Here is a 17,875-nt window from a genome sequence, read left to right on the forward strand (position 1 = left end):
GCCCTAGAGGCCGCACACCTTCGCGTCGGTGTTGCGGAACACGCAGAGCAGCTTCGGCAGGCGCTTCTTCCAGAAGGACCAGTCGTGCTGCCCGCTCGGCTCGTGCACGTGGGCCACGTCGTAGCCCCGGCTCTTCAGCGCCGCGATGAACTGGAGGTTGGACTGACAGTCGTCGGAGCCCTGCTCGCCGTCGTCCGTGCAGCCCGTCGCCGGCGAGCCGTGGTCCACGTAGAAGCGCACCGGCACCACCGGCTCCTGCGCCGCGCGCAGCACCATGGCGTTGCCATCGTCCCGGTCCACTTCACCGTCGTGCGGCCAGAACAACGTCCCCGACTGGGTGCCCACGAAGCCGAACTTCTCCGGGAACTGGAAGCCCGCGTACACGGAGATGAGTCCCCCCAGTGACGCGCCGAAGATGCCCGTGTCCTGGGGACCCGTCTTCACCCGGAAGCCCGCCTCCACGCGAGGCATCAGGTCATCCTTCAGGAAGGCCAGGTACTCGTCGCCCTTGGGCGCGGGCCAGCCCGGGGCGCGCGCGGGCGCGAAGGTGTACTGCGCCAGCCGCACGTCCTGCGTGGGAAGCGCCACGAAGACGAGCACCGCCGCGTCCTGGGGCCGCGCCTTGTAGTGCGCGTCCGCCGCGTCCACGAAGGACTCGCGGGTGATGCTCTCGTTGCCATCGTGGACGTACATCACCGGCAGCGTCGGGCACTCCGGACCGTCGTAGGACGGCGGCGTGTAGACGAACACGTCGCGCGCATCCCCGAGCACCGTGGCGTGCACGCCGTACCAGGCGGTGAGCCGCCCCTTCGTCGCGTCCTGCGCGTCCGGATAGACGAGCGAGTTGAACTGGCCCACTGCGTTGCGGTTGAGGCGGTCCCACACCACGTGCTTCGCCCGAGGGTCCTCGAAGAAGCCTCCACCCTGCACCAGCTTGTACGGGTGCGGCCCCGTGCGCGGGATGTCCACCTCCGCGACGAACAGGTCCGTGTCACGCACCTGCGCCAGCGGCGTGGCGGTGGGGGACCACTCGTTGAAGTCGCCAGCCACGGACGTGTCGCGCGCGGAGTCGCCGCGCGCGAAGAAGACCACCCGCTGCCGGCCCGAGCGCGCATCGCTCACCAGCGGCGTGCCGCCCTGCGCCGCCACATCCGCCACGAACTGGTCGATGGCCGCCGTGCGGACCTCGGGTGAGGTGGCGCGGCTCATCGCCAGTTGCAGGTTCACCCACAGGGAGATGGGCGCGCCGCGCACCACCGCCGAGCGCTGACAGGCCCAGCTCTCCGGCCCCGAGCCGCCGTCCGGCGAGACGCCCCCGTCCGGATACGTCTGGGTGAAGGGCGGAGGTGGCACGTACGCCGCGCCCTCGGAGTCATCACAGGCGGACAGCAGCGTCGCGCACAGCAGGACGGCGGACAGACGGCGCATCAACGTCTCCAGTGGCTGGAGGGAACCAGCGTCAGGGCTGGGGCGTGGCGGCGGTGGCGGTGCCCGACACCGTGAACTCGCGCCCCCACAGCCGCACCTTCGCGGCCTTGTCGGCCTCGCCATCGAAGAAGACGCTCGCCTTCACCTTCACCGAGGGCGGCACCTTGATGGAGTCCGCGGCCTGTCCCGGAGAGCGCGCCTGGAGCGGCGTGGCGAAGCCGTCCTTGTCCAGCAACTGCGCGCCGCCACCCTCCTGGAGGCCCAGCAGGTGCAGCGGCTCGGCCGTCTTGTTCGTCACGGCCAGCACCACCTCCACCCCGCCCCCGCTGGACGCCTTCACTTCCAGCACGGACAGCTCCGTGTTGGCGTGGACCTCGTCGGCCGCGGACAGCGTGCGCGAGCCATCCGTGCTCACCGCGCCCTTGCGGCCTTCCTTCATGCCCTCCACCACGCCGCTGCCCGCGCCCTTGGCGACCTCCACCGTCTTGCCCACCACCGCGGCAGTGACGTCCTTCGCGGTTTCACCCTTGCAGGCGGGGACGAGGAGCAACAACGGGGCGAGCAGCAGGCGACGCATGGGACCTCCAGACATATGTGGGCGCGGGTGTACTACAGGCTCCCGCCCGGGCGCGAGAGGGGCCTCCTCGCCTGGATTCCGACCATTCGTGGACACCCAAACCCACCTTCTCGCGCCTGGCGGGCCCCGAAGAGGTTATGAGTTACCCATGGCACGCGCTCTGCTGCTCTCGCTGCTCGTGAGGCAGCACATGGCTCTCAAGGAGAAGTTTCGCGCCAAGTACCCACACCCCTGGTTGGTGTGGGAGGCAGGCGCGTGGAACGTCCCCGAAACGACGGAGGGGAACGTGGGTGCCACTCGGCTGCCCTTGACGGACCTGCGGGACTGCCTGCCCGCCGGGGACGCCATGTGCTTCGAACTGGTGGCCCTGGCCGAGCGAGGCCCCATGCGGATGGGGCGCGCCTCGAACAACGCGCTGGTCATCAACGACGCCACGGTGTCGCGGGAGCAGCTCATCCTCACGCCCCGCCCCGACGCGGGCTGGCACGTGGCGAGGGTGGCGGATGCCCGTCCGGTGAAGCTGGATGGGCAGGAGCTCCCCGAGGAGGGCACCGTGCTGAGTCCGGGCGCGAAGCTGGAAGTCGGCGACGTGCGCCTCACCTTCCACGACGCGAGCGGCTTCGACGAGCGCATCTCCCGCATCGCCGCGCAGGTGCTGGCGCAGACGGCCGCCTCGCGCTGAGGCGGGGAGACCTCGGTGCCGCTGCGTGGAGCGCGGGCGCGCCGCCAGCAGCGCGGCAACCGGAGTGGCGCAGGCTGGGCTCTCACCCCGCTGCGCCGCTGCGTGGAGCGCGGATGCACCGCCAGCAACGCAACCACCCGACACTGTCCGTGACGAGGGGTGGGTAACTCACCGCGCTGCGTGGAGCAGGAGCCCGGCGGTCCGCGCTCAACGTGATGCGGGGGCGGCGCTCGCGGCGCGCGCGCCCTTGCGAGGCGCGGTCGCGTTCCGGCTCCCCTTCTTCGCGTTCGCGGCCGGCTTCGGCGCCGTGAGGGACTTGGCGAGCGGCACTTCCAGTTCGGTGTGAGCATCCAGCCGCACCGAGCGCTCCGACGACACGTAGCCCGCGAGCTCCACGCGAAGACTCAGCGGCACCTCACGGCGCGGCAGCTCGCGCACCAGCGGGGTGATGCCCAGCACCTCACCCGTGTCCGAGCGCACCACCTGCGCGCCCTCCGGGAAGGAGTGCACGGTGAGCGTCACACCGGGCTGCACGGGCGCGGGAGGCAACACCTCCAACTTCCTGGGCTCGACCTTCCGCTCCGGCGAGACAACGGACACCGGCGCCTGCGCGAGCACGGGCGCATCCGCCGCACCCAGCCCCATCCACAGCAGCGCGCCCGTCAGCAGCGCCAGCGCGCCTCCACCGGCCAGCATCACCGCGCGGCGACGCCCCGCTCCAACGACGGACATCCGCCGCGTGGGCCGCTCGGACAGCTCCATCGCGGCCACCGCCTCCGGCGACGTGGGCACCTGGACGGGCAGCAGCAACAACCCCGTCGTCACCTCCGCGAGCGACTGGGGCCGCCCCTCCGGCTCCTTCGCCAGGCAGCGCATCACCAGCTCCGTGAGCTGGGGCGGCAACGGCTCACCCGAAGGCAGGTGCGAGGGCAGCGGCGGCGGCGGCTGGGTGATGATCTGCACCACCAGCTGCCCGAAGGCCTCCGCCTGGAAGGGCGGATGCCCGCAGAGCATCTCGTAGAAGATGTTGCCCACCGCGTAGATGTCCGAGCGCGCGTCCACCGAGAGGCCCGCGGCCTGCTCCGGGGACATGTACGCCGGCGTGCCGATGATGGTCCCGTCCAGCGTGCCGGTGGGAGCCCCCTCGGAGGACAGGTGCTTGGCCACACCGAAGTCCAGCACCTTCACGAAGTCCGGCTGGCCCGCGCGCTGGGTGAGAAAGAGGTTGTCCGGCTTGATGTCCCGGTGAACCACGCCCACCTGGTGGGCCGCGCCCAGCGCCGCGCACACCTGCACGGCGATGCGCTGGATGCGCGCGAGCGACAGCGGCTCCTGCTTCAAGAGCACGCCGAGCCCCTGGCCCCGCAGCAGCTCCATGACGCAGTAGACGTGGCCGCCCTCGCCCTCGTCCACGAAGTCGAAAATCTCCACGATGTGCTCGTGGTTGATTTGATTCACGGTGCGGGCTTCCTGGAAGAAGCGCTGCACGAAGCCGCCGTCCCGCGCGTGCTCCGGCTTCAGCACCTTCAAGGCCACCTGCCGCCCCAGCCGCGCGTGACGCGCCTGGAACACCCGCCCCATGGAGCCTTCACCCAGGAAAGTCTCCAGCTGGTAGCTGCCCAGCACGAAGCCCTCCCGCAGCTCCTCGCCCATCCGGGGCTCTCCGCTCATGGAGCCTCCACGACCGGACAGCAGGGTCTGCGCGAAGAGGTCATCGTTGCCCATGGTGTGAAGAACTCTCCATGCTCAGGAGCAACGGCAACCCACGCCGGGCCCTCTGTCTTCCATCCAACGTCAGCGCCGTTCCTTCCCTGTGGAGACGACGCATCCGAGGTCCTCGAAGACCCTTCTCCCCGCGCAGGAGAGGTCAGCCCGCACGGACGCGCCCACGCCTCGTGCGCCGTCCTCCACCGGACAGGCTCGCTCACCGGGCTTTGGGACGTCAGGGAGAGGATCACGACTGCGACTCGCGGAGAGGAAGGATGAGACGGGAGGCGGGGCCGGGAAACCCCCACCTCCAGGGAGGTGCTCAGGTGCAGGAGCCCGCCTGACAGACACCCGGCACGCGGTTGCTTCCAACCACGCGCGTGCAGGCCGCGTTGTTCGGACAGTCCACCGTGTCCGCGCAGTCGATGCCGTTGTTGCCGTCATTGTCGACGAGGTCGTTGCAGATGGTCTCCTTGGGGGTGGTGCCGCCGCACACACACCCGGTACCGCACGACTGGTTGTTGCAGTCGGAGTCCGCGCAGTCGATGCCGTTGAGGCCATCGTTGTCGACGCCGTCGCTGCAAATGGTCTCCCGACGCGCGCCGCCGGTGCACACGCAGCCGGTGCCACACGACTGGTTGTTGCAGTCGGAGTCCGCGCAGTCCAGGCCGTTGTTGCCGTCGTTGTCACGACCATCCGAGCAAAGGGTCTCCCGGCGCGTGCAGTTCTGGAAGCTGCAGCCGCGCCCGCACTCGCCGCTCACGCAGTTGGCGTCCGCGTTGCCCGTCTGGCAGTCAATCGCCCCATTGCCGTCGTCATCCTGGCCGTTGGAGCACTGGACTTCCTTCGCGGCCCCCTGGGTGCACATCACCGTCACCGTCGCGCCGTTGCTGGCCACGGTGACGTAGTCGCAGTCATCGCGGTCCGCGCAGTCCGTCTGTCCATCACCGTCGTTGTCGGTGACGTCGCGGCAGTTCTGCTCCGCGCACTTCTCGCTGATGCACACCGCGTTCACTTCACCGGCCACGCAGCGCTGGCTGGCACAGTCCGGATCCAAGCAGTCGATCTTGTCATCGCCATCGTTGTCGAGGCGGTCGGTGCAGTCGGATTCCGTCTTCGCCGACGCCAGACAGGTGCAGCCCATGCCGCACGACTGACCGCCACAGTCCACGTCCGCGCAGTCCGTCTGTCCGTCCGTGTCGTCGTCGTTCCCGTTGCCGCACGCGCCCTCGACACAATTGATGCCACGACACGCCAGTCCGGGACCGCACTCCCTGCGCTCGCAGTCGGTGTCGTTGCAGTTGAGCTGGCCGTCGCCATCCTCGTCCGCGCTGTCAGGCGTGCACAGCGACTCCGCCTTGCGGCCCTGGTCACACACGCAGCCGGCGCCGCAGGACTGGTCGTCGCAGTCGTCGCGGTCCGCGCAGTCGATGCTCCGGTCATCGTCGTCGTCCACGCCGTTGCCGCAGCCCGTCTCGGTCTTCTTCCCGTTCTGGCAGGTGCAGCCCGCGCCGCAGGCCTGGTTGTCGCAGTCGTCGCGGTCCGCGCAGTCGGCCGGGCCATCCCGGTTGTCATCGATGCCATTGCCGCAGTCGAGTTCCGTGCGCTTCTGACACTGGCCCTCCACGCAGTTCTGCTGCGCGGTGCAGGCCGTGCCGCAGGTGCCGCAGTTGAACGGGTCCGTCATCCGGTCGAAGTCCTCGTCGACCTGACCGTCGCAGTCGTCATCCACGCTGTTGCAGCGCTCGCCGGCGGGCAGCACATCGCCCACGCAGGCCACCGTGCCTTCACGGGTGCAGACGGACTGGCCATCGCGGCACGCGCCTACGTTGCGCAGGTTGGCGGCACCCGAGAAGCACGCCGCCTCCAACTCGTCGACCGCGCCGTCGCAGTCGTCGTCCACGCCGTTGCACTTCTCGTCGGGCTCCGGGAGACAACAGTACTTGGGTCCCCCGTTGGGCAGCGCTGTACACAGATAACCGTCCCCACCACAGTCCGCCTCCACCGCGCAGGTGTAGGCGGCGTTGTCGGGGAACTCCACCTTGCAGCCCGCCGCGCCGGACACCAGCAGCAGGGAAGCGAAGGCTCGCAGCCAGGAATTGAAGGTCTTCATAAAGCTCAGAAGCTCCCGCCGACGATGACATGGACCGCCGTGGCCGCGCCCGCGCTGACCGTGCCCGCGGGCGTCGGCGCCTCGCTGTGAGAGGGCACCACCAAGAGCCACGTCACGCTGCCCGCCGTCACCGCACCACCACCAATAGCCAACCATTGGGAGAGCTTGGCCTGCGACTGTGCATCCAGTCGCTCCTTGCGGGACACATCCAGCATCCCGTCTCCATCCGCGTCCTTCGCCCGGCCCTCCACGTCCTTGGCGCCCTTGCCCAGCACCGCGCCCACGCCCACCGCCGCCAGGCCCACCAGCGCGGTGTAGAACGCCGGCCGCTTGTAGATGGGCGTGCCGCGACCGCGCTTCGCCACCTGTCGGGCCACCGCGTCCTCGGGACCCTCCGGCGCCGGGCCGGAGATCTCCATGCGGACCTCCAGTTCCTCGCGCCCACCGGGCTTGAGCGTCACCGTCCGCGTGAAGGACGCATACTCATCCGCGGACACCTCCACCTGCATGGTGCCCGGCGGCAGGCGCGCCTCCACGCTTCCCACGCCGAGGATGCGCTCGCCCGCCTTCACCACCGCCGTGGGAACGTTGACGCTCACCTTCAGCAGCGCGCGCGGTCGGCCCAGCGCCATCATCCGATTGCCCAGCTTGGTGGCCGCCTCCTGCTGGAAGGCCGCGTCCTTCGGGTTGCGCCCCGACACCACGTCCTCGTGCACCACGCCCTTGTCCCTGTCGTACGTCCACGCGCGCAGCGTCCAGCCCGCGTCCTCCAGCGACAGCCGCGCCGTCGTCAGCAGGTCCGCGTCCAGCGACTCCGCCGGCTCCGCCAGACACGACGCCTGCGAGCAGCGCAGCGCCGCGTCGTAGTTCGCCTCCAGTCGCTCGCGCACCTCCCGGGGGCCCGCGCCGAAGGCCACCATGCCGGACGACATCGCGCCCTTCGCCAGCTCCCGCAGCCACACCGACGCCTGCTGCGAGCCCGCGCGCTCTGGCGTGTCCAACCCGAGCAGGACGAAACGCGGTGTCAGCGACACGGCGTTCTCGTCCTCCGCTCGCAGGTCCAACCCCATGTCCTGTCCGCCCGGCTGCTCCGACGGGGACTCCTGGGAGGAGGTCTCTGAGCTGAGGTCCAGCCCCAGGCCGCCCTGCTCCTGAGCCCGCGCGGGACGGGCCAGCAGCGCGAGCGCCAGCATGGCGACAGGCAGAACGACGGGAATGCGCATCCCGCCGTTCTACTCCTTTGCCATTCCCAACGGAATGATCGGTCAGATTCCAGACACCGTGGGTCTGGGGGTGGGTGTCAACCCTGTGCGACATGGCCGCCTGCCCTGCGCACGAAGGGGAAGCGGCTCGGGGCCGGAAGCTTGCCGGGTGTCGCGTGGGTCCTCATCTCCCATCCTAAGGAGGCGTGACACATGGCGGACGCAAAGCTCTGGATTCTTGTGGGGAACGCGAGCCGGGCAAGGCTCTTCGCGACGGACGCGAAGGCGGAGAAGGATTGGAGTCTGGTCGAGGAGTTCCACCACGAGGAGAGCAGGGCCAAGGGCGATGACCTGCGCGACCAGCCAGACAACCCCAACGCCGGCACCCTGCACGGGCCCCCCGGTGAGAATGAGCCCAATGGCCGCAAGGAGTTGGAGCACGAGCGGTTCGCCCGGGAGCTGTCCGGCGTCCTGGACAAGGGGCATGACCGCCACGCCTTCGACAAGCTCGTCATCGCCGCGCCCCCTGAATTCCTCGGGCGGCTGCGCAAGGCGCTGAGCACCCGCGTCCGACAGCGGGTGTTGCTGGACGTGGGCTCCGACTACTCCACCGTGCCGGCCCGCGATTTGCCTGAACGCGTTCCCCTCCTCTAGCGTGGCCTTTTCCGGAATTTCCGGAACAGCAGTCCGGGCGTCAGCGGTGGGGCGACGCCCGGGCCCGCGCGGGCCGCGCGGCACGAGGAGCATGAATGGCGGCGGTGAAGGCGGTCCTGTTGGACCTGGGCAACGTCCTCGTCTTCCACGACAACGCGCTGCTGTTCTCCAGGCTGGGAGCCTGTGCCCGAATGCAGGCGCACGAGGTCTCCCAGCGGCTGATGGGCGCGGGATGGACCGCGGCCAACAAGGGCCTCCTGGACGCCGAGGGCATCCGCCGCAGCGTGTGCGGGGCGCTCAACCTGGAGCTGCCCATGGCGGAGTTCGCGCCCCTGTGGAGCAGCCACTTCACCACCCACGACGCGGTGCTCCCCCGGGTGGAGTCCCTGGTGGGTCGGGTGAAGCTGGTGCTGGTGTCCAACACCAACGCGCTGCACGCGGCCTACCTGCGGCCTCGCCTGCCCCTGCTCCAGCGCTTCGATGCGCTGGTGATGAGCTGCGAGGTGGGCAGCGTCAAACCGGAGCCGGACATCTACCGAATCGCCCTGGAGCGCGCGGGCTGCGCGCCCGAAGAGGCCGCCTTCTTCGATGACCTGCCGGAGTTCGTGGACGCGGCCAACGCGCTGGGCCTGCGCGGCCAGCTCTTCACCACCGCCGCCGCCTTCGACACCCAGCTCGAGGCGCTCGGATTATGAGGCTCGGTGGCTACGTCCTGCACCGCGACAACAAGGACACGCTGGAGCCCTGCCTGCGCGGCCTGCTGGCCCTCTGCGATGACGTGGTGGCGCTGGACTCCGGCGCCACGGACGGCTCGGGGGAGCTGGCGCGCTCCCTGGGGGCGCGCTCGGTGCCACACTCCTGGAAGGGCTATGGCGCCGCGCGAGTGGCCGCGGTGAACGCGCTGGCACCATGCGACTACGTCTTCTACCTGGACTCGGACGAGTCGCTGGAGCCCGGCGCCGTGGACACGCTGCGCGCATGGAAGGGCTCCTCGCCCGACGCCGACGTCTACCGGCTGCCCCGGCGCGACTGGGCGGAGGTGGAGGGCCGCCGCTTCCTCTTCCGCACACAGTGGCGCGCACGGCTGGTGCGGCGGGAGAAGGCCGTGTGGCACGCGCGGCACATCGTCCATGAGGCCCTGCCGAAGATGCGGGGCGGGCGCGTGCTGGCGCCCATCGACCACCGCTTCGCCACCTCGGTGGCGCGCCGCTGCGCCAAGGAGGAGCGCTACGCGCTGATGTGGGCCCTGCGCGCCCACTTCGAGCAACGCAGGCTCAAGCCCGTGGTCATCCAGCGCCTGGCCGCGTGGGTGCGCGACTGCGTGCTCACCGGCGCCGTCTTCCGGGGCGGAGCGGACGCCTCCCGGCTGGCGTGGGGCGTGGCCGGCTACCACTCCACCAAGTACGCGTACCTGCGCCAGCTGCGCGAGGGCCGCTTCGCGGAGCTGGCGCGCATCTATTCGGAGGAGCGCTACGACGAGCTGTTCGCCCGCGTGCGCGAGGGCCGGCTGGACTGAGGCCCAAGCCGGCGGCTCACTCGTACTTCGCGACGGGCGGCTCGCGCAGCCCCGCCTCCGCCCACTTCTGGAAGGCGGGCTGGGCCAGGAGCGTGTCGCGGTACGCGGCGCACACCGGCTCCAGCGCCACGTCGTAGGTGACGAAGCGCGTGGCCACCGGCGTGTAGAAGGCATCCGCGATGGTGAAGTGGCCGAAGAGGAACGGCCCGCCCTGCCCGAAGCGGGCGCGGCAGTCGGTCCACAGCGCCTGGATGCGGGCGATGTCCTCGGCCACGCCCGGCACCCGGCCCTGTCCCGGACGGCGCGCGCGCAGGTTCATCCCCATGTGCTCGCGCAGCTTCGTGAAGCTGGAGTGCATCTCCGCCGTCACCGCGCGCGCCACCGCGCGGGCCTCGCGCTCCTGGGGCCACAGCCGGGCCTCCGGAAACGTCTCCGCCAGGTACTCACAGATGGCCAGCGAGTCCCAGATGGACACGTCGCCATGCTTGAGCAGCGGCAGTCGGCCCGTGGGGGAGTGACGGGCGATGAGCTCCCGCGTCTCCGGTGTGTCCAGGGGGATGACCACCTCCTGGAACGGCTGCCCGGTGTGGGCCAGCGCCAGATACGGCCGAAGCGACCACGAGGAATAGTTCTTCGAGGCAACGACGAGGGTGAGCTGGGGCATGGCGCGCACGGTAGCGCTCCACGCCACGGGACGCCCGCGCTTCAGTTCGCCGGGGTGTTGCGGCCCAGGAACGAGCGCACGCGCGACAACCACGGCTGGCGACGGCGGTGCTCCGGCGGGTCGATGCGATACACGGCCACCGGCAGGCGGATGTTCTTCATCTCGCCCCGACCCAGGCGCACCGGCGGGGACTCCAGCTGCCCCTCCACCTGCCGCGCCACCGTCTCGCTGACGTAGAGGGTGCCGGGCCGCGCCAGCGCCTCGATGCGCGCGGCCAGGTTGACGCCCTCGCCGAACACCTCACCGTCGCGGTGCACGACGACGCCCAGGTGCACGCCCACGCGCATCACCACGCGGCGCTCCACGGCCACCAGCCCGTTGTGCACCTCCAGCGCCCGCTGCAGCTCCAGGCCAAAGTCCACGGCGGCCAGCCCGCCCTCGAACTCCAGCAGGAAGCCGTCCTCCAGACGCTTCACCTCGCGGCCACCGTGTCGCGGGAGCAGCTCGCGGACCAGCACGGCGTGCTCGTCGCGCACCACCTGCTGGAGCGCTTCGTCACGCCAGGACTGGCGCCCCGCGGCCTCGATGCCCGTGAACAGGATGGCCGACAGTTTGCCCGGCTCGGGTTCCTCCACCACCATCGCTCAGCTCCCCTCCCCCCGATGCCAATTGTCCAAAACGTTACTCCAGGACGAGGTCCCCGGTCCCAGCCGAGCCCCCCGTCACGGCTGGGACCGGGCCCCGGATGACCTCTCGCCCGGACGGGCGCGGCCATGCATCGCGTGAAGTCCCTCGCTCCTGACGTCTCGGCTTCGACGGCCGCTCGCTCTCAGTCCCGCTGCGTCAGGGCCGGGGAGCGATGGGACGAACACTGAACCACTCTGCTCGACTCCATCAGGATAATTCATCACTGACGCGACGCACAAACAGCCCAGGAGGTCGGACTCCACGGGTGTCCGACCTCCAACGCAGTGAGTCAGGTGCGCGTTCTTCTCAGGACAGGTGAGGGGTGGGCCTCACAGGTCGTCGCAGGGGGTTCCCAGGCGGGCGCCGGTGTAGATGCCGAGCTCGTTGTAGATGAGCGCCAGGTTCTCCGAGACAGGCACCTGTCGCAGCTTGCGGCGGGCCTTCTTCTCCACCCAGAGCGACGGCAGCTCGCGGTCCAGCAGCAGTTGGAGGTCTCCCTTCTTCGTGGAGAAGATTTCCCCCTTCGAGTCGGAGACGACGTTGACCATCTGCTGCTGCTTCATCCGGCCACGGGGGCCGATGAAGACGCGGAAGCTCTTCTGCTCGGCCTGGAGCCGGCCCCGCTCCACCAGGAAGTAGACGCCCTTGGTGTCGCGCAGGAGGGCGTACGGCTCGTACTTCATGGGGCTGGGGGTATAGGCCGCCTTGCGCAGCAGCTCGCGCGAGGTCTCCGTCGCCAGCAGCTTGAAGGCCGTCGCGCGCTGGCCGCAGCGCACCGAGCAGGTGCCCTCCTTCGGGTCCACCTGGACGACGGAGTAGGCGCGCGCGTCCACGCCATTCGCGTTGGATTCCAGGTCCGGGTTCCAGAAGCGGGGCTCGAAGAACGAGCCGGTGGGGAGCCGGACGACGTTGGGGGCGATGGGAATCTCGGTGAAGGTGGCGCCGTCTCCGTAGAAGAGCTGCGGCTGCGAGCTGTCGAAGACCTCCGTCGAGGAGACGTAGTGCCCCTTGCCGTCGGTGCAGACGGCGGTGCGCTCCAGGAGCATGCGCTTGCGCAGCGAGTCCTCGCGCGCCCAGGGGGGCTCGTGGGCCAGGACGGCGGTGGACGACAACGTCAGGAGCAGGGCGAGGCGATGGGCCAGGGACATGGGATGGAGCCTCACAGGTGGTCCAGGAAGAAGTCGGCGTAGGAAGCCGTGTCCATGCCGCCCGCGGCGGGGGCGATGGTCCACTGGAGCGCGCCGCTTTCGACCTTGCCTCCGTAGGCGGCGCCGTTGCGGCACTCCACCCGCTTCAGCGTGCTCTTCACGGTGCGCCGGGCTTCCTCCGAGCCCCGGCACAGGAACTCAAGGGCCTCGAGCGGCCCGGCGCAGTACGCGCCGATGGGGTACTCGCTCAGCTCCTTGTCGGAGACGGTGTCCCAGGCCACCTGGACGGCCACGTTCGAGCCGCACGTCTGGTTGAGCGTCTTCACCTTCTCGGCCAGGTCGCGCTCCTCGGATGCGGCCCAGAACGCCTTGTCGAACGCGGCGGCGCGGGTGAGCGTGCCGTCGGCGAGCTGGCGCTGGTACAGCTCCACCACGTCCTCGACGTCCACCTTCTTCGAGCGCTCCTCGCTCGCGTAGAGGGTGACGGGGTCTTCCTTGTCGAAGCGGTTGAGGGTGTTCCTCCCGTTCGACTTCTGGGACGGCGCCAGTCGCACCAGGCGCAGACGCTTGCCGCGCCAGTCCGTCCAGTAGGAGTTGTCGTCACCGACGCTGTGGAGCGCCACCTTCCCATCCAGGTCATCGCCCGGGGCGTGGAACTGGACCAGGGCCCGTCGGGGCTCCGCGGGCAGGAGCGGGACGATGGTGATGATATCCCCACCCTCGGACGTGAAGACGAGCCCCGTGCCCTCCGGCTTTGGTGCTTCGGTGGTGGGCCGCGCGCTCCGCGAACAACCGAGCGCGACGACGATGACGACACTCAACGCCAACAAGACTCTCAAGCAACGCCCCCTGTTCGTGGAGCCCCGCGTGGACGCCCGACACGGGCGCCGCCGTCACAGGGCGATATCGTACTGCTTGCAGTACTGGCGAACCTGAGCGCGCTCCGCCGTGGGAACCCGAAGCCAGACGGTGCGCGCGTTGGACAAATCTCCCTGGCGGCAGTGGACCCGCGTCAGCAGCGCGAAGGAGGCGCCTGTGACTTGCGACCGCTGACTGCGGCGCACCAGGTGGAGGGCCTCGCTGGTGTCTCCGCTCGCCAGCGCCTTCTCCGCCAGTTCGAGGTCCGCGAGCGCGCCTTCTTGGATGGTCTCCGGGCTGCGTCGCCGCTCCGCATCGAGCGTCGGACGCGAGGTGCCCACGGGGTTTCGAGCGGCGTCATTCGGTGGGGTTCCGTTGCCCCGGGGTTTCGCCTTCACCTCTGGGGTCACGCTCGTCTCCGCCGATGGAGGGGCGGCTTCCGGAGAGCCGACCGCCAGTGCGCCTTCTGAGTCGGCCTTCGCCTTGGGTGGGTCCGCGGGGGCCTCGCGCGCCAGGGTGGGATTTACATCCGGGGGACTCGCGGGCGCCTGGACAGGAGGAGCCGCCGGGTCGGCGGAGGCGGACACGGAGTCCTCCCGAGACGCGAAGGGCAGGACTCGCGAGAACCCCACGCCCACGGCGATGAGCACGCCCGCGGCCAACGCCATCCAGACCCAGACCTTGCGCGAGCCCGCCAGGACACCTCGCGAGGCGGACCGAATCGTCGGGGGCTCGGGGACCGAGTCGGGCTCCGAAGGGTCCGGACTCATCGGCGCGGCATTCGCGACCGAGGGCCTCCACACCTCGAGCGGAACCGCCGCTGCGGGCTCGGCCACCGGAGGCGCGGGCGGAGCGGAGGACACGACCTTCGGCGGCGACACACGCACCGACTTCCCGATGAGGCCCGAAGCCTCCGAAGGTCGTGAGGCGTCTGCCTGCGCCGAGCGTCGCGAAGCCTCCGGCGACTGCGCGGACTCATGCTGCGCGGGGCGTCGAGACGCATCAGCGGACTGCGCGGACTCACCCTGCGCGGAGCGTCGCGAGGCTTCAGGAGACTGCGCGGACTCACCCTGCGCGGAGCGTCGCGAGGCATCAGGAGACTGGGCGGACTCACCCTGCGCGGAGCGCCGCGACGCTTCAGCGGACTGCGCGGACTCACCCTGCGCGGAGCGCCGCGACGCTTCAGCGGACTGCGCGGACTCACCCTGCGCGGAGCGGCGGGACGCGGCGTGCTGGGACGGACGGCGGGGCACGGCAGCCACCGTGGCGGGCCTCGACGGGGGCGACGCGATGGGCCGGGGCTGCACGGTCGCCGTGGGCACGTGCGCGGCGGCCTGCGCGACGACAGGCTGAAGCAGCACGTCCGCGGGCGGCGTCACGGTGCGCAGCGGCGTCCCGGTGAGCGCGGCGATGAAGGCGCTCACGTCCGGGAAGCGGTCCTCGGGGCGCTTGGCCAGCGCCTGTTCGATGGCGCGGATGACGTGCGCGGGAGTCTCCGGCGCCACTTCGGCCAGGGGCTCCGGTGGATCATAAACGATGCGGTAGATGAGCTCCGGCAGGATGCCCCCGTCCTTGAAGGGCAGCTTGCGGGCCAGCATCTCGTACACCATGCACCCGAACGAGAAGATGTCCGTGCGCAGGTCCACGTCCTTGTTCTTCCCCGTGGCCTGCTCCGGCGCCATGTACTGCGGCGTGCCCAGCAGGATGGCGTCCTGCGTCTGCACCGTCTTCGAATCGAGAATCTTGGAGATGCCGAAGTCGAGCAGCTTCACGTGCTCCACCGACATGCCCGCGATCTCCATGGGCACGAGGAACACGTTGCCGGGCTTCAAGTCCCGGTGGATGACCCCCGCGCCGTGCGCCGCCTGGAGCGCGGAGCCCATCTGCCGGGCAATCGAGTACACCTCCGTCAGCGTCAGGGGCGCGCCCTTGCGCATGCGCCGCGACAGCGGCATCCCGCGCAGGTGCTCCATCACCAGGAACGGCGAGCCGTCCTCCAGCGTGTCGAAGTCGATGACCTCCACGATGTTCGGATGGCCCAGCCGCGACGCAATCTCCGCCTCGCGCCGGAAGCGAAGATAGACATCCTTCCCCAGGCTCGAGTCCGGCCGCAGCACCTTGATCGCCACCTGCCGACCCGGAAGCCGCAGATGACGCGCCAGGAAGACGGTGCCCATGCCTCCCCGGCCGAGCACGCCGGCAATCTCGTACGTGTCCCGTAGGACGGTGCCGAGTGGAATGTCGTGTGCTGGCAAGGAACTCATGGAAGACCGGCCTTCACTCCGGAAGCCGCATTCTATCCTGGAGCCCCTGACACGCCTTGGCCAGTCATCTGGCGTTGCTACACGCCCCCGCGAGATTTCCGCAAGGACACTGAACGCCGGCACGCCTCGACTCGGGCGCGCCGGCTATCGCCTTCTCACAGCATGAGGAACCGATGGGGTCCACCGCCGGAGGGCTCCGGCGGCGAAAACCCGGCGCCGGCCTACCTGGCGGGTGGGGTCGCGACCTCGCTCGCGGCGCGCAGCTCCTTCACCACCCGCGTGGCGCCGTAGACGTGCTCCAGGGCGGCGAGGATGCCGTCTCCGTGCACCGCCACGGCGCGGTTCGTCTCCGGGACGTACGCATACCGGCCGCCCAGTGAGTGCAGGTTGCCGTCGAAGACGAGCCCCACGACGCGTCCATCGCGGTCCACGACGGGAGAGCCGGAGTTGCCACCGATGATGTCGTTGGTGGTGGCCATGTCCAGCGGCGTCGCGTCCGGCACCTTGCCCTTCGCCTTCATCCAGGTGTCCGGCAGCTTGAAGGGCTCCTTGCCGGTGTGGCGCGCATACGCACCGCCGAACGTCGTGAGCGCCGCGACGGGGCGGCCATTCTCGTCCCAGCCCTTCAACTGGCCGGCGTTGAGGCGCAGCGTGAAGGTGGCGTCGGGATAGCCGGAGGTGCCGTACACCGCGAGGTGCGCCTTGGCCAACCGCTCGCCGTTGCGCTTGAGCACCGCCTCCACCGAGTCCTCATAGCGCTTGCGCACCGCGCGCGCCTCCGCGTCCACCTTGCGCGCGAAGAGCAGCATCGGGTCCTTCGACGCCTCCACCGCCGCCTTGCCCCCATCCAGCAGGGCCTGCCGCGTCTTCACGTCGCCCAGCTTCGTGCCGCGCACCAGCGAGCGGGCCAGGGACTCCGGAGACTCCGTGCCGAGCACCTGCCGCACGAAGGGGTCATCCGCGCCCAGCGTCTCGCGCAGGCGGCCGAGGCCGAAGGCGAGCACCGCCTCGTCCAGCTCCACGGCGATGGGCGCGCCGCGCAGCAGTTGCTGACGCAGCGAGGGAAGCTGCGCGTCGGTGTACTCGCGCAGGCGCTCCGCGTTGGGCTTGGGCTGTTCGTCGGCGATGCGCACCAGGTGACGCGCCAGCGAGTAGAACTCCGAGGAGAACGCGTCTCCGCCCTCCTTCATCCGGTACTCGGGCAGCATCCGGCGGTACGTGTCGAGCGCCTTCGCCGTCTCCTCCCACGCCCCCGCCGTGGCGGCCTTCACCGTGGCGTTGGCCTCCACGCGCTTGCGCAGCTCCGCCTCGTCCTCCCGCTTGCGCGCCAGCAGCGACGGGTCCGCCAGGGCCTGGTGCCGACCACGCAGCGCCTTCAGGCCGTTCTCCACCCCGCGCAGCCGCGAGCGCGTGGTGCGGTAGCGCTCCGGCGAACCGCTGGAGAACTCCTTCAACTTGCCGCGCAGCTCGGAGAGCATCAGCAGCGTGTAGGGCAGGTTCACATCGCGCTGGAACTCCAGCTCCGCGACGCTGGCCTTGCGCTCGGTACCACCGGGGTGGCCGGAGACGAAGACGAGGTCCCCGTCTTTGGCGCCCTGCTTCGCCCACGGCAGGTAGTCCGGGCTCTTCGCGGGCGCGTCGTCCTTCCACACGCGCAGGAACGCCACGTCATAGCCGAAGCGCGGGAAGTTGAAGTTGTCCGGGTCCCCGCCGAACGCCGCCATGGAGAACTCCGGGGCGAAGGCCAGGCGCACGTCCTGGAAGCGGCGGTACTCGTAGAGGTGATACTTGCCGCCGTTGAACAGCGTCACCACGTCGCAGCGCACGTCGGTGGACGTGGCGCACGCGGACTCCACGGCGGACATCTCCTTCTTGAGCGCGGTGTTGTAGGCGGCGCCGGTGAGGCCCTTCGTCGCCGCGTTCATCCGCTCGGTGACGTCCGTCATCTTCACCAGCTGGTTGGCCTCCACCTTGGGGCAGCGGCGCTCTTCCGCGGGGGTGCGGGCCTGGAAGCCCTTGGCCAGCAGGTCGTCCTTGGGCGAGGACAGGTCCTCGATACAGCCGCGGACACAGTGGTGATTCGTCATCACCAGGCCGTCCGGAGACACGAAGCTGGCGGAGCAGCCACCGGCCAACCTCACCGAGCCGAGCCGGACCTTGTCCAGCCATGCTTGAGTGGGCGTGAAACCATGGGCCTTGTTCACCGTCTCCACGGGGAAGGCGTCGTAGGTCCACATGCCCTCGTCCGCGGCGGCGGGGAGAGACATGAGCAGGCCAAGTGCGAGCAATGCACGGTCCACGGTGTTCGTCCTTCTGGCTGATGGGGTGAGAAAGGCGCCGGTGAACGCCTGCTCGGAGAGTGCATTCCCGAGCGG

General features: G+C 70.0%; 15 protein-coding genes. 4 read left to right on the forward strand and 11 right to left on the reverse strand.

Features of this window, described 5'->3' with window-relative positions; translation table 11 throughout:
• Positions 1-3: 3 nt before the first annotated feature.
• Together FJV41_RS03400 and FJV41_RS03405 are read right to left on the reverse strand one after the other, a co-directional pair.
• Entirely contained in the window at positions 4-1,428 is a 1,425-nt protein-coding gene (locus tag FJV41_RS03400) for an alpha/beta hydrolase (protein ID WP_141640946.1), read from the reverse strand.
• Between the two features lie 31 nt (positions 1,429-1,459).
• Positions 1,460-2,005: a hypothetical protein gene (locus FJV41_RS03405; protein ID WP_141640947.1), complete on the reverse strand. Its 546-nt coding sequence runs from the start codon at positions 2,003-2,005 to the stop codon at positions 1,460-1,462.
• Between the two features lie 148 nt (positions 2,006-2,153).
• Between FJV41_RS03405 and FJV41_RS03410 the strand changes: the two genes are divergently transcribed.
• On the forward strand, positions 2,154-2,687 hold the full coding sequence (locus FJV41_RS03410; protein WP_141640948.1) for an FHA domain-containing protein: 534 nt from the start codon (positions 2,154-2,156) through the stop codon (positions 2,685-2,687).
• A 207-nt stretch (positions 2,688-2,894) separates the two neighbouring features.
• Here the strand turns inward: FJV41_RS03410 and FJV41_RS03415 are convergent, their stop codons facing one another.
• The 3 genes from FJV41_RS03415 to FJV41_RS03425 form a co-directional block, all read right to left on the reverse strand.
• On the reverse strand, positions 2,895-4,412 hold the full coding sequence (locus tag FJV41_RS03415; RefSeq protein ID WP_141640949.1) for a serine/threonine protein kinase: 1,518 nt from the start codon (positions 4,410-4,412) through the stop codon (positions 2,895-2,897).
• Positions 4,413-4,716: 304 nt separating this feature from the next.
• The gene (locus FJV41_RS53435; RefSeq protein ID WP_246136968.1) at positions 4,717-6,507 is read right to left on the reverse strand and encodes a hypothetical protein; all 1,791 of its coding nucleotides are present in this window, start codon (positions 6,505-6,507) and stop codon (positions 4,717-4,719) included.
• Positions 6,508-6,512: 5 nt separating this feature from the next.
• Positions 6,513-7,730, reverse strand: coding sequence for a peptidase associated/transthyretin-like domain-containing protein (locus FJV41_RS03425; RefSeq protein WP_141640950.1), 1,218 nt, complete (start codon positions 7,728-7,730; stop codon positions 6,513-6,515).
• 192 nt (positions 7,731-7,922) lie between these two features.
• On the opposite strand from FJV41_RS03425, the gene FJV41_RS03430 reads away from it, so the two are divergent.
• The 3 genes from FJV41_RS03430 (at position 7,923) to FJV41_RS03440 (ending at position 9,879) form a co-directional block, all read left to right on the forward strand.
• Positions 7,923-8,363, forward strand: coding sequence for a host attachment protein (locus tag FJV41_RS03430; protein ID WP_141640951.1), 441 nt, complete (start codon positions 7,923-7,925; stop codon positions 8,361-8,363).
• Between the two features lie 95 nt (positions 8,364-8,458).
• Entirely contained in the window at positions 8,459-9,058 is a 600-nt protein-coding gene (locus tag FJV41_RS03435; protein WP_141640952.1) for an HAD family hydrolase, read from the forward strand.
• Positions 9,055-9,879, forward strand: a complete 825-nt coding sequence (locus FJV41_RS03440) for a glycosyltransferase family 2 protein (RefSeq protein WP_141640953.1) — start codon at positions 9,055-9,057, stop codon at positions 9,877-9,879. The genes FJV41_RS03435 and FJV41_RS03440 overlap by 4 nt, the downstream gene beginning before the upstream one ends.
• A gap of 16 nt (positions 9,880-9,895) precedes the next feature.
• Here FJV41_RS03440 and FJV41_RS03445 read toward each other — a convergent pair whose 3' ends face one another.
• The 6 genes from FJV41_RS03445 to FJV41_RS03470 form a co-directional block, all read right to left on the reverse strand.
• Positions 9,896-10,543, reverse strand: coding sequence for a glutathione S-transferase family protein (locus FJV41_RS03445; RefSeq protein WP_141641005.1), 648 nt, complete (start codon positions 10,541-10,543; stop codon positions 9,896-9,898).
• Positions 10,544-10,584: 41 nt separating this feature from the next.
• Positions 10,585-11,184, reverse strand: coding sequence for an adenylate/guanylate cyclase domain-containing protein (locus tag FJV41_RS03450; RefSeq protein WP_141640954.1), 600 nt, complete (start codon positions 11,182-11,184; stop codon positions 10,585-10,587).
• Positions 11,185-11,559: 375 nt separating this feature from the next.
• Entirely contained in the window at positions 11,560-12,378 is an 819-nt protein-coding gene (locus tag FJV41_RS03455; RefSeq protein ID WP_141640955.1) for a hypothetical protein, read from the reverse strand.
• An 11-nt stretch (positions 12,379-12,389) separates the two neighbouring features.
• Positions 12,390-13,217: a hypothetical protein gene (locus tag FJV41_RS03460; protein WP_141640956.1), complete on the reverse strand. Its 828-nt coding sequence runs from the start codon at positions 13,215-13,217 to the stop codon at positions 12,390-12,392.
• Positions 13,218-13,271: 54 nt separating this feature from the next.
• Entirely contained in the window at positions 13,272-15,500 is a 2,229-nt protein-coding gene (locus FJV41_RS03465) for a serine/threonine-protein kinase (protein WP_141640957.1), read from the reverse strand.
• Between the two features lie 221 nt (positions 15,501-15,721).
• Positions 15,722-17,800, reverse strand: coding sequence for a S46 family peptidase (locus tag FJV41_RS03470; protein WP_141640958.1), 2,079 nt, complete (start codon positions 17,798-17,800; stop codon positions 15,722-15,724).
• Positions 17,801-17,875: the final 75 nt, after the last annotated feature.

The sequence above is a fragment of the Myxococcus llanfairpwllgwyngyllgogerychwyrndrobwllllantysiliogogogochensis genome (genome assembly GCF_006636215.1).
GTDB classification, from domain to species: domain Bacteria; phylum Myxococcota; class Myxococcia; order Myxococcales; family Myxococcaceae; genus Myxococcus; species Myxococcus llanfairpwllgwyngyllgogerychwyrndrobwllllantysiliogogogochensis.